The sequence below is a fragment of the Agathobacter rectalis ATCC 33656 genome (assembly GCF_000020605.1).
Classification (GTDB): Bacteria; Bacillota; Clostridia; order Lachnospirales; family Lachnospiraceae; genus Roseburia; species Roseburia rectalis.
The window spans coordinates 488,341-501,300 of record NC_012781.1 but is presented as its reverse complement, the minus strand read 5'-3'; the positions used below and the strand labels follow the sequence as shown (position 1 = coordinate 501,300).

Annotated in this window: 10 protein-coding genes, 1 tRNA gene and 1 pseudogene; 2 read left to right on the top strand and 10 right to left on the bottom strand. The window is 44.5% G+C overall.

Annotation, left to right across the window (positions count from 1 at the left end):
- Positions 1–29 precede the first annotated feature (29 nt).
- A pseudogene (malQ, locus tag EUBREC_RS02415) lies at positions 30–1,532 on the bottom strand (4-alpha-glucanotransferase).
- A 254-nt stretch (positions 1,533–1,786) separates the two neighbouring features.
- Between malQ and EUBREC_RS02410 the strand changes: the two are divergent.
- Both EUBREC_RS02410 and EUBREC_RS02405 read left to right on the top strand, forming a co-directional pair.
- Positions 1,787–2,800, top strand: coding sequence for a LacI family DNA-binding transcriptional regulator (locus EUBREC_RS02410; protein ID WP_012741446.1), 1,014 nt, complete (start codon positions 1,787–1,789; stop codon positions 2,798–2,800).
- Positions 2,801–2,834: 34 nt separating this feature from the next.
- Positions 2,835–4,970 carry a hypothetical protein gene (locus EUBREC_RS02405; protein ID WP_306718638.1) on the top strand — a complete coding sequence of 712 codons (2,136 nt, stop codon included), beginning with the start codon at positions 2,835–2,837 and terminating at the stop codon, positions 4,968–4,970.
- Between the two features lie 56 nt (positions 4,971–5,026).
- Here EUBREC_RS02405 and EUBREC_RS02400 read toward each other — a convergent pair.
- The 9 genes from EUBREC_RS02400 to EUBREC_RS02360 all read right to left on the bottom strand — a co-directional run bounded on the left by EUBREC_RS02400 (position 5,027) and on the right by EUBREC_RS02360 (position 12,953).
- Positions 5,027–5,108 (bottom strand) — tRNA-Tyr (locus EUBREC_RS02400).
- Positions 5,109–5,748: 640 nt separating this feature from the next.
- Positions 5,749–7,578 (bottom strand): ATP-dependent zinc metalloprotease FtsH, encoded by a 1,830-nt coding sequence (gene ftsH, locus EUBREC_RS02395; RefSeq protein ID WP_012741443.1) that lies wholly within the window; start codon positions 7,576–7,578, stop codon positions 5,749–5,751.
- A gap of 35 nt (positions 7,579–7,613) precedes the next feature.
- Positions 7,614–8,159 carry a hypoxanthine phosphoribosyltransferase gene (gene hpt, locus EUBREC_RS02390; RefSeq protein WP_012741442.1) on the bottom strand — a complete coding sequence of 182 codons (546 nt, stop codon included), beginning with the start codon at positions 8,157–8,159 and terminating at the stop codon, positions 7,614–7,616.
- Positions 8,137–9,681, bottom strand: coding sequence for a tRNA lysidine(34) synthetase TilS (gene tilS, locus EUBREC_RS02385; RefSeq protein ID WP_012741441.1), 1,545 nt, complete (start codon positions 9,679–9,681; stop codon positions 8,137–8,139). The genes hpt and tilS overlap by 23 nt, the downstream gene beginning before the upstream one ends.
- Positions 9,681–11,522, bottom strand: a complete 1,842-nt coding sequence (locus tag EUBREC_RS02380) for a SpoIIE family protein phosphatase (protein WP_041253843.1) — start codon at positions 11,520–11,522, stop codon at positions 9,681–9,683. The genes tilS and EUBREC_RS02380 overlap by 1 nt, the downstream gene beginning before the upstream one ends.
- 84 nt (positions 11,523–11,606) lie before the next feature.
- Positions 11,607–11,900: a septum formation initiator family protein gene (locus EUBREC_RS02375; protein ID WP_012741439.1), complete on the bottom strand. Its 294-nt coding sequence runs from the start codon at positions 11,898–11,900 to the stop codon at positions 11,607–11,609.
- 17 nt (positions 11,901–11,917) lie between these two features.
- Entirely contained in the window at positions 11,918–12,202 is a 285-nt protein-coding gene (gene yabP / locus EUBREC_RS02370; RefSeq protein WP_012741438.1) for a sporulation protein YabP, read from the bottom strand.
- Positions 12,203–12,311: 109 nt separating this feature from the next.
- Positions 12,312–12,551: an RNA-binding S4 domain-containing protein gene (locus EUBREC_RS02365; RefSeq protein ID WP_012741436.1), complete on the bottom strand. Its 240-nt coding sequence runs from the start codon at positions 12,549–12,551 to the stop codon at positions 12,312–12,314.
- 129 nt (positions 12,552–12,680) lie between these two features.
- Positions 12,681–12,953, bottom strand: a complete 273-nt coding sequence (locus EUBREC_RS02360) for an HU family DNA-binding protein (protein ID WP_015515594.1) — start codon at positions 12,951–12,953, stop codon at positions 12,681–12,683.
- Between the last annotated feature and the right edge of the window lie 7 nt (positions 12,954–12,960).

Below are 12,960 nucleotides of genomic sequence, written 5' to 3'. Positions count from 1 at the left end.
AAATTGCCGTGCAACTTATATCAAATTAATTATCTGCGGTAAACCACCGCAATGTTTCTAATCCAGGCTATCTTTTCGTTGTCCAATCTGTGTGGCTTACTTGTCATGCGCCATCTCCAGTTATGTCCGACTGTCGAAGGATAATTCATCCTTGCCTCATTTCCAAGCTCTAATATATCCTGCATCTGGACTATCGCCAGCTCTGCGGTGCTGTGATACAGCTCCCTGATAAGAGCATTTGGAACCTGTGATTTATTTTCAATATTCAGATACTCATACATATAAGCAAGCTCATAATCTGTCTTGTCACTGAATGAACCAACTATCGTCTCATTGTCATGTGTGCCAATATATGCAACTACATGTGAATCGGTATAATTGTGTGGCAGATATTCGTTTGTCGGATCACCATCAAAAGCGAACATCATGACCTTAGTTCCCATCCAGCCCGATTTTGCAAGGAGCTTTTTCACTCCCGGTAAAAGGCTTGCTGATGTATAATCATCAGCCACTACATTAACCCCTTCGAGCTCTTCGTTAATTGCATTGACAAGCCTGCGTCCCGGTCCCTTGAACCATTTCCCGGATAGGCTCTTATCCTGTCCGTACGGTACCGCATATGCTTTCACAATTCCTGCGAAATGATCAATCCTGACAATATCAAAAAGCTCTCTGCATACACGCATTCGCTTTCTCCACCATGAGAAATTGTCCTCCTTCATGGCATCCCAGTCATACATCGGATTGCCCCACACCTGTCCGCTCTCTGAATACTTATCAGGGCCGGCAGCTGCAACATACTCTGGTGTATCGTTTGCGCTCATCATAAAGAGTTGTCTCTCTGCCCACACATCTACGCTGTCATATCCTACATAGAATGAGATATCGCCTATTATGTAGACGCCTTTTGAGTTAGCATAATTTTTTTAATCCTCCCATTGCTCGAAGAATTTATATTGGCAGAACTTCCAAAAAGTAATTGTATTATAATTCTTTTTTTGGTACTTTTCAAGCGCAACCGTTTGCGGATTTCTATACTCGCTTGGCCACTCGCTCCAATTTTTGTATAAATTGTCGGTTTTCAGTGTCATAAATAATGCATATTGCTCAAGCCACTCCGACTGTTTTTTTACAAAATCCTGAAACTCTTGTGCATTTGTATCAAATCTTTCAAACGCTTTTTGTAAAATCCTGCATCTGTTCTGATGTAATGCTGCATAATCAATTTCTGATTCGTCTGTGCCCCAGTTATACCCCAGGATCTCTTCCTTCTCTAACAGCCCCTCATCTACCAGCTTATCTAAATCTATGAAATAGATATTGCCCGCACAGCCTGATGATGGTTGATATGGACTATCGCCAAATATGGTGGGGCCAACCGGAAGAACCTGCCAGTACTTCTGTTTCAAATCACCAAGGAGATCAACAAAATTGTAAGCCTCTCTCCCAAGAGTACCTATACCATATGGTGACGGCAGACTCGAGATTGAAAGAAGTATTCCGGAGCCTCTGAGATTTTCTCTGGCCTCCAAATTACCATTCCTCTTTCCTAAAATTTTCTATTTTTTTCGTATCTGAGATTATTTTATTTCCTATTGTCAGATTTGTCAATCTTTTTAGTGGTTTTAAACTCATTTTTGCCATTTTTCACGTAATTTACATTCATTTTTTGGTAGTTATTACCACAGTTTCGAAGATTTTTTTCGAAAAATTTATTACAGAAAATATTGCCTATTTCTGATAGTAAATGTATAATTTAATTATCACATAAGAAAGGACAAATACTATGGCTACTATTAAGGATATTGCCGCCCGGCTGGGCGTGTCAATCAGCACTGTTTCAAAGGGATTAAATGGTGCCAGCGATATAAGTGAGGAGCTTCGTCAGACAGTTTTAGACACTGCTGTCGAAATGGGCTACAGCACAAAGCGCTCCAGAAAGGTAGAAAACCGCAAGCTGGCTCTGTTTATTGAAAATATGAACTACGAGTCTATCGATGAGTTCGGATATGATGTAGTGCTTGGTTTCAAACAGAATGCTTTTAAGCACAAATGGGACGTGGACATCATCCCTGTCACACCTCAGCTTCAGGCAGAAGAAAAATATGATACATATATATTAAAGAATGGCTATTGTGGCGCATTTCTGGTAGGTTTTGCTCTTCACGATGAATGGATGCAGCAGCTCAAAAATACTACAATGCCTACCGTTTTGTTTGATAACTATATAGAAAACAATCCCAATGTAGCCTATGTAGGCACCGACAGCTACGAGGGCATTGACATGGCTGTAAAGCATCTGCACAATCTGGGTCATAAAAAGATTGCCTTTATCAATGGTTCTCTTTTTTCCCTGGTTTCAGATCAGCGTCAGGAAGCCTTTGAAAACTCTATGCGCGATGCCGGTCTTGAAATCTACCCGGAGCTCATGGGACACGGCTACTATATTCCTGAAACCGCACAGTATTACGTTTCAAATTTTATTGCAGCAGGTGCCACCGCTATCCTCTGCGGAAGCGACACTATTGCAAAGGGTGTTATCTCCGAGTGCCAGCTGCACGGCTTCAATGTGCCAAATGATATAAGTGTGGTAGGCTTTGACGATGTCAAGTTTGCCGCAGCCCTTACCCCTCCTCTTACCACTATCAGACAGGAGCGTAATGATCTGGGCCGCTGTGCATATATTATATTGAATTCGCTCATTCACCATATTCCAATCAGCCGCACACAGCTACGTCCGATGCTGATTGAAAGAGAATCTACTGCACGAGTTTCCACCGCACATGCTGCTGAGGAATAGCCTGCATATACACCACCTTCCAAAGGAGTCAAAATTGTTCAAACGCAAACATGTAACCACTTTAATTACATATTCGCTGGTATTTTTCAGTGCAATCTCCATGACAGCCTGCTCTTTTTCGGATGTCTCTTATCTATTTAAGAGTCCCGCACAAAAGCAGGCTATTCTGCACAAATCACCTGCGTTTTGGGAGGATACCACAAGTGTTAAAGGAAGCAGCAATCTGTCTATCCTGCACAATGTCGCCTTTGAGGGGCAGCCGTACAATGATACAAGACAGTTTGGTGATAACATCCTTATGGTAGGACAGGGCAGCTACAATAATTCCATCATAGAGACCGATGATCAATCTGTTCAGTATTCATTTGATGTATATAATCCCTGGTCCAATGAAATCACGGCAAGCCTCACTCACGACAAAACCGACTGTGATGACTACATGATAAAAGGTGACCGACTCTGGCTCATCAATTCCGATGCCGGCAGGGCAACAATCTATGATAAGGATTTAAAGGAGATAAAAACCTGCAAATATAATCCTGAGGACTATGATGGCAATTGCGATACATCAGATTCTGATGATGGCGATGTGCCGAATCCCGGCAATTATTATGATGTCTCACAGATTGCCACCTCCGCTGACGGAAAATACGCTCTCGTGTCAGGTGTCACACCCGATACCTACAAATATGCAGTCTCTGATATAAGGATTGACGATAACACAGTGCTTTCAACCTACGAAGGACAAAGTTTTTCCATGTCATGTGTCGACTCAAAGGGCTTTGTAATCGAGGCAGATACGGCCAACAATATCTGGAACTATCATTCATCCGATGGAGAAAACAGCTTTTTTTCACTGCCGGATGTGGTGGATGTGACTTTGGCAGAGGATGGTGACATGCTCATACGATGCCAGGATTTATCCTCGGACAACATCATCAGTTACTATAAATATTCACCCGCCACCGGTGTCAGTTCATCCTTTTCATACAATCTGGCGACTCGAAACACAGGCAAAATGTCCGACAGCTCATCCGACTCTGCGGCAGCCGATACCAAGACCTACTGTTCTGCCAACTCGGTATATCTGCCTGATGCAAACTGTGTGATGATGCTTTTGTACACAGCGCAGTGCAACCCGGAAATTCTCATCTGGTCACTCGACAAGGGCAAGAATGACAGCAAAGCCGAAATCACGTCATACAATGACTGTGATACACTGCTACAGGCCTTACGCGATGATGGCTCATATGTATCCCCATATTCTGCCATAGACCCCGCTGACAGTACCGATGAAAATCAGGAAGCTACGGAAGAGGCCGGGAAGGATTCCGAGTACAATACATACGGCGACGAGGTCACCCTGATACCTGACACCGCTTCATATGACTGGGGTGATTTATCCGACATAAATGCACGTATCACAGCGCTTGAACAGAAATACGGCTTTTCCATATATTTCGGGCCTGAGGTGCCAAAGAGAATTGATTACTACGATATCCATCAATTTAAGAACAAGGATAAGCTGTCGGTCGCTCTGGATTCGCTTGAGGAAATACTTGGCTGTTTCCCTGATGACTTTTTCACACAGCTGTGTTATGGCGATATAAGAGGCATGCGAATCTATCTGTGCGGTGATATTTCATCAGGCCACTCAGATATGATAAATGAGCCAAGCGGCTTCGTAAATATAATAAACAACCACAATGTGATGGTTCTAAACTGCAACTACAGCTGGGATTTCAGCTACACTGTAGGCCATGAGATTTCCCATCTGATTGACCAGAGACTTACATTCATACACACCTACGATGAAAAGAGCGAGTTTTCTGAGGGGAAATGGAACAGCTTTAACCCTGACAGCTTCTCTTATGATGATAGCTACGCAAACTACAATCCGGATGATCCATCGAACCACATATCCGGGTATTTCATTGATTCCTACGGCATGACCTTTGCAACAGAGGACCGCTCTGAAATATTCGGAACCGCGATAGATGATTATATTAACGGCATCTATGATGATGCAAGATTCACAGATGATTCGCCGATACGAAACAAGCTGGACTACTACAGCAGATGTATCCGTGATGGCTTTGATACAAAGGACTGGCCTGATACGATGGCATGGGAGTCTGTGCTTACCGCCACCGGGGCACAGGCCGATTAAATGATAATTTCAGAATAACACAAAAACCTCAAGTCATACGACTTGAGGTTTTTTAATGGGCAGAGATGGATTCGAACCATCGAAGCAAGTTGCAGCAGATTTACAGTCTGTCCCCTTTGGCCACTCGGGAATCTGCCCATGTATTTAATTACGATACTTGCATAGTTTATCACAACAGATGTGATTATGCAAGCATATTTTATCGTAACCAAATTATTTTCTTTAATACGTGGATTGCGCGCCTGGGACGATACTTTGGTGGGGGATTGATGCCCTCGCTTTCGCTACGCTACGCTGCTAAGAGTCTGTAGGAATTATGCTTTTAATCTTTCTATGACAGACGAAACCGGCTTTTATGCGCCGTCCATGGCGCATAACGCCTTGCCCAGCCGTCCATGGCCGGGCATTTCTGCTCCTCTAAGCATAATTCTGACAGACTCTAAGCAACTTCTCTATGCGCTCCAGTAAGGGCATCAATCCCCCACCAAAGCACCGTCCCGGGCACACAATCCCCTTACTTTATAGCTATAATATAGATATTAAAAAAGACAGCCTACGATCGGCTGCCTTTTAGGAGAAGGTATTTTTACTATGGGGTATAGCAAAAACTATATAATGTATTGGGGGGTTTTTACGGTTATTATAATATCACGGTTATAACGATAAGTGTTCACAAATTGCATAAAAATCGTAGTTTGTTTTTATGCAATTTGTATAGTACTTTAGTTATATTTAATATTTTTCATATAGTGATTCTGCACAAAAGTATAGTTATTTTTTAAATATTATGTCCAACTGTTGTTTTGCTGTCCTCGTCAAACAGTGCTTCAAACTCATCTCTTGTGATTTTCTCCTTCTCAAGAAGAAGTGCTGCACATCTGTCAAGCACTTCGCGGTACTCTGCTATCATGCTCTTTGCCTTGTCGTACGACTCGTCGATGATGCGCTTTACCTCGACATCGATTGCCGATGCTATGCCCTCGCTGTAGTTCTTTGCATGGGCGAGGTCTCGTCCGATGAAGACCTCCTCCTCATCATCGGCATAGCAGATAAGACCGATATTGTCTGACATACCGTATTTGGTAACCATCTCGCGCGCAAGCTTTGTAGCCTGCTTGATGTCCTGTGATGCACCTGTGGTGATATCGTCAAACACAAGTTCCTCTGCGACACGACCTCCTAAGTCTACTACGATTTCCTGAAGCATACGTCCCTTTGTGTTGAACATCTCATCCTTCTCAGGCAGAGGCATGGTGTAGCCTGCTGCGCCTGCTCCTGTAGGGATGATTGAAACCGTGTATACAGGTCCCACATCCGGAAGCAGATGGAAAAGGATTGCATGTCCTGCCTCGTGGTAGGCTGTGATGCGCTTTTCCTTGTCAGAGATGATACGGCTCTTCTTCTCAGCTCCGATACCAACCTTGACGAAGGATTTTCTGATATCATCCTGTGTGATATATTCTCTGTTTTCGCCCGCTGCACGGATTGCTGCCTCATTCATCAGATTCTCAAGGTCTGCACCTGTGAAGCCTGCTGTAGTCTGTGCAATCTGCTTTAAGTCTACATCCTCTGCAAGAGGTTTTTTCTTGGCATGGACACCTAAAATTTCTTCTCTGCCACCCACATCCGGTCTGCCTACTACAACCTTTCTGTCGAAACGTCCCGGACGCATGATAGCAGGGTCAAGTATATCCACACGGTTTGTGGCTGCCATGACGATAATGCCCTCATTGACACCAAAGCCATCCATCTCGACAAGCATCTGGTTCAATGTCTGCTCACGCTCGTCGTGTCCGCCGCCCATTCCTGTGCCACGGCGTCTGGCTACTGCATCAATCTCATCGATAAATACGATACAAGGCGCATTTTTCTTGGCATCCTCAAACAAATCTCTCACTCGTGAGGCTCCGACTCCGACGAACATCTCCACGAAATCAGATCCTGAAATGGTGAAAAACGGTACCCCTGCCTCTCCGGCTACTGCCTTGGCAAGGAGAGTCTTACCTGTTCCCGGAGGTCCTACAAGAAGGACACCCTTTGGGATTCTTGCTCCAAGTCTGGTGTATTTTCCCGGATCACGAAGGAAATCAACTATCTCTGCAATCTCCTCCTTTTCCTCCTTTAGGCCTGCTACATCGGAAAACTTGATATGGTTCTCCTCCTGTGTAGTGAGCTTCGCACGGTTCTTGCCGAAGTTCATCATCTTGCCACCGCCGCCCTGTGCTGCTGCGTTGTTGTTCATCACTGCAAAGAGTATGAACATGGCTCCGAATACCAAAAGATACGGAAGCAGTGTCATAATCCAGCTCTCAGCCGGAACATCCGCAACTGTATAGTCGGTGTACCCTGCTTTTGTCATGGTCTTTTCGATATTGTTTACATCTGATACATAAAGCACCTTTGATGTGCCATCCTTGAACTTCACCTCCAGACTTCCTGTCGGTATCTCCCTGTTTTGCACTACCTTTACGCTCTTCACCTGATTCTTGTCAAGATCCTTCTCGAACTGACTCTGTGTGTAAGAGTTTGATGTAGCCCCGGCGCTCAGCCAGTACCAGATGCAGATTACTGCAAATACAATGATAATGTATACGCCTATTCCGCGCATACCGCTTTTTTGTTTATTCAATTTACTTCTCCTTTTTATTTTATTTCGCCCTCGACGAAGCCGATGTAAGGCAGATTTCTGAACCTCTGATCATAGTCAAGGCCATAGCCTACCACAAACTTATCAGGAATCACAAAGCCCACGTAGTCTACATTTACATCATCAACCACACGGCGCTCAGGCTTGTCCAAAAGTGTACAGATTGTGAGACTCTTCGGGTTTCTTTTGGCAAGGAGCTTTGAAAGCCTGCTAAGAGTATTTCCCGAATCAATGATATCTTCTATGATGATGACATTCTCTCCCTCGATAGAATGCTCAAGGTCCTTTTTAATCTTGACATCGCCTGATGACTCTGTGCCTGAGCCATAGCTGGATACCGACATGAAATCCATAGTCATAGGCAAATCAATTCTCTTTGCAAGCTCAGTGGTAAAGAATATTGAGCCCTTGAGTATGCAAATGAGATATACTGACTGTCCCCTGTATTTTTCTGTGATTTGCGCTCCAATCTCTGCAATACGCTTATTGAGCTGCTCCTCTGTCAGGTAAACCGAAATATCATATTTTTTTGAAAAATCCATTTTGTTTTCCTCCGTAAAATGTGATCTTAAGTACTTTTCCTGTCTGTGGTGTGACAAGTGCGCTGCAGCCGGATCTGTATCCGATAATGGCATGCACCAGTGATTCATGGGCTATGAGCCACAGCCCCGCTCTCTGCTGTGCAGGAATTTTATCACCTGTAAATACCTGCTTCAGCTTCTTATGATGGCCCTCGTCATCCACAATTATATAGTCACCGGCTTTTCTTGTTCTTATTTCAAAGCCTTTCTTCATCTTATCATAATCAAACCATTTCGTATATGGTTTTTTGGGAATTTCGTCCATTTTACCATTAAAATCTTGTATACAAAGTGTGACATATGAGCCATCTGCCGAAAGCTTTATGTTTTTTTGCTCTCCCGTGTCACTCAGTACCTCAAGCTCTTTTTGCGTAATGTGAATTTCTTCTTTTTCATCGTCACACCTTTCGGCGAAGAGTATCACCTCGCCAAATGATTTTTCCGCAATAATACCATACGGCAGATTGATTTTTCTGCCCGACTGCTGCCCTGCAAGCTTCACAAGGGCACCGATATGCGTGCTCGTGATGTCCTTGAGCCGCCCTGACGCCAGATGTATACACTCGCGCGCCACTCCGCTTTTTAATGCCGGATGCAGACACTCAAAACGGCTGATTTCAAGTATCACCCTGCCTTCTTTTTTTGAAACCATGCTGTCGCACGCCTCTTTTAGCTGCTGCTCGTAAAAATCATTCATCACCGCAAGCTGTCCTGCGCTCTCATTGATATGCTCTATCGCCCTGTCATTGATCTGCAAAAGCAAAGGAAACACATCATGGCGCAGCTTGTTTCTGGAGTAGGCTGTGTCAGTGTTTGTGGCATCGGTGACAAAAGCCTGTCCGTTTTCCTTCAGATATTCCTCTATCTGTGCGCGTGTTGCTGATAAAAGCGGCCTGATATAGGTGACACCGTTCTTCACTGAAACCGGATGCATGCCAGATAGCCCCTTCGCTCCGCTTCCGCGAAGCATCTGAAAAAGAACTGTCTCTGCGTTGTCCTCCATATGGTGCGCAACTGCAACGACTACCTGCCTGCTGTTACCCTGTTTTTGGTCTGATGCATTGGCCGGTTCACAGGGATATCTGCCTGCCCCCTCTTCAAACGCCTCATAGCGCAATATCCTGGCGACTTCCTTTTCAAACGCTTCATAGCGCAATATCCTGGCGGCCTCCTCCAGTCCGAGTCCATGACTTGCTGCATATTGCGGTACATCCACAGAATGCACATGGCACGGTATGTTAAGCCTCTCGCAGATATCTGACGCAAACCTCGCATCCTCCCTGCTCTCGGCTCCTCTGATGCCATGCTCCACATGTACTGCCTCCAGCGCAAAATCAAGCTCATCTGCGCACTGTCTTTTTATCTCATTTAACACCAGCAGAAGGCAGACCGAATCCGCACCGCCCGACAGCGCAACAAGCACCGTGCTGTGATTGTTTATCATCTTGTTTTCCAGAATATAATCTTTTGTCCGTCTAATCATTATTTTTCCCAGATTCCTATTGCAACTACAGTCATATCATCCATGGCGTATCCACCTGTGTCAAGCAGCACCCTGTCCAGAATTTCCTGCGCCATCACGCCTGCATTGTCGCTTTTGACGCCTGCGATGATATCCATAAGTTTCCCCTGTCTGTCCTTTACATGCAGATATTCTAGCACACCATCCGTCACCATGACAAGGAAATCGCCACTTTGAAGTGTATTTTTTGAATGTTTGCTCTCCTGCCAGACATCGACCCCCGCCGGGAGTGATTCATTTTCTATAACACTTACTTGTTTCCCTGATTTGATAAATGACGGTGCGGCGCCTGTTTTGGCCAGCTCAAGCTCACCTGTGTACATGTCTATTGTGGCAAAATCAACCGTGGAATAGGACTCCTCGCCCGCCGATATGACCATGGCAGAGTTCATCAGCTTTAGGGCACTTTCCCTGCTAAAGCCGGCCTCCAAAAGCTTTTCAAGCAAATCCACCACCAGTGTGCTCTCGGCCTGCGCCTGCTTGCCCGAGCCCATGCCATCGGATACACATACATGATACATGCCATCATCCAGCTGAAACATGCTGCAGCTGTCGCCATTTGCCTGAGAGCCGGTCTTCTTTTTGGTCGCCACCCCCGAAAGTGCATAGAACTGATTCTCCTCGTAAAGCACAATAGATGTCCTCTCATCGGATATTATTGAAACTGTCCCATGTGCCTGCCTGAGCTTCACTCCCATGGCGCGTGAAACCGCCTGCACATACTTTGAAATTTCAATCCCGCCATCTATCTTGGTGCAGACATCTGCCTTTATACATACCTGCTGCCTTGCGTTCTCATAAATATGGGCATTTTCCACCTGTATACCAGCCTCTTTTGTATATACATAAACTCTTGTAAGACGCAGCCTTCTTTTTTTATCAATACATTTTTCAGCCCTGCACCAGCTATCCATGAGCTCTGCCATAGCGTCAAGCTGTGTGGCTATGACGCGTCTGTTTTCCGTGAGACGCCTGTACCAGGCTTCATTTAGCTCAATACGGGCAAATGCCTCTGTGGCGGCTTCCACCATGCGCGTATAGTGCGGGCAGCCATCCACATATCTGTTTTGCACAATTTCCTCTGTTTTCATACGTTTGCGCACTGCATCAGCAAGCATTTTTATACTGTCGGAAATCGAAGTCCCGCTTGTCCAGCACACACTGCAGCCCTCACAACATGCACAAAGTCTCCCTGTCACCTCAAGCTGTATTTTCTCACTCTCATCAGGGATTTTATCTGCCGTACATTTTACAGCCATGACGTTTGCAGTCGAAATAATGCCTGAAAGTCCTGAAACTGCTGTGGCAAATGCCTCCTCCCTGTCGGGCAGGAGTCCTGCTATGACCGGGTTTTCATTGTGCTCAAGAGCCCTTAAATATTCGCATGCTCTGCAAAGCACAAAGGCCATCGAAAACACAACAAGGCTCTCTGCTACCGACAACACTATCTCATCCGTATACGGCTTTCCCAGAAATGTTACCGACAGATTCATCACCGCCGTGGCACAAGCTGCTACAACGGCTGTTGTCAGACATCCGTTTTTACTGCTTTTTCTCACAAATAGCCTTTCCCCAAAGTAAATCACCGCAATAATAAAGAGATACTTACATATCGACGGTATCGATATAAAGTATCCCATTCCAATAATTAATCCTATGTAAAAAATAATCGTATGCCCACTGCTCAGACAATAAACTCCATACACTGCAGGTATCAGCGGATAACAATCCATCACACACACCAGTGTGGATGCAAATGCCATAAGCCCCCACACAGCCTTTTTTAAATTTGCAATCCTCATCTTTTTGCCTCCATCTTTTTTCAACGATTATATGTGGTCAAAAATGAAGGTTTTGACGAAAAAGCGCAACTATATCTTCAAAAATTATTTGTCCTTTTCCTTGAAGATTATTTCATTGTCATACGCAAGCCCCAGCTTGCTCTTTGCTATATCCTCTATGTACTGGTCACTCTGCATATACTGCTGCATGCTTTCTATCTCATCAGCACGCTCCGATTCTTTAGTATACTGCTTCTCAAGCTCCGCTTTTTGTGCGGCATATGTAGATTCCTTCTGCTTTAGCTGCACAACCTGGACTACCATAACCACAAGAAATGCTATAACTATGATGGAAACACTTAAAGTTCCGCCCCTTCTCTTTGCACGACGTTTACTCATTATTCCTCCTTAGGTGCTTATCTGAATATCCTGCCAAACATTTTATCTTTCTTTCCGGTCACCTCCGGTACCTTCGAATACGTAATCATGTCTATCTCACCTTCTATATCGGCTTCTCCCTTCTCAAGGTTTAGCCTGTTTACGTGAAGATCCTTGCCCTTTAGGTCAAGCATGCCCAGCTCCGTCTCCAAAAGTATCTCTCCCACATCAAAGGAGAGCACATCCAAAATGCCTGTAAAGCTGCCTGTTCTGCGATTATTCAAGATAAGCTTATGACTCTTTGTGCCTGATATTTCTTCCATTTCCTGTCCCTCACATAATTTTTAATATGCTCCATAGACAGCCGCACATATACATGCCATCTGTGGAATCGCATATGTAAATATATGCCGGGATTCATGAAAATATAACCTATATATACTCAAAAAGATCTTTTGCTTCTTCCTTCTTTGTTGTGTCAAGGAGATTTAACACCTTAACCTTGACTGTCTTTTGTCCAAATGCTATCTCTATTATGTCTCCGACCTTGACATTTACAGATGCCTTTGCCGGTCTGCCGTTTACTGTGACACGGCCTGCGTCACATGCCTCATTTGCCACTGTACGTCTCTTTATCAGACGCGATACCTTCAAAAATTTGTCTAATCTCATTGTTACCTCTGTGTCTTACCTATAATAAATCAATTCATAACCATTACCCTGATTTCAGTGGATATAGCCAAAAATGGGCGGAGCCTTAAAGGCTTCACCCATTCTTCTACTCCGTGATAGTCTAACTTATTAGTTAAGAGAATCTTTTAAAGCCTTTCCAGCCTTGAACTTAGGAGCCTTAGATGCTGCAATTGTCATCTCAGCGCCAGTCTGTGGATTTCTTCCTGTTCTTGCTGCTCTCTCAGATACCTCGAAAGTACCGAATCCAACTAACTGGATCTTCTCACCTTTCTTTAACTCCTCTGCAACAACATCTGTGAATGCCTTTAAAGATGCCTCTGCATCCTTCTTTGATACTCCGGCCTTCTCTGCCATAGCTGCAACTAAATCTGCTTTGTTCATGATAAAA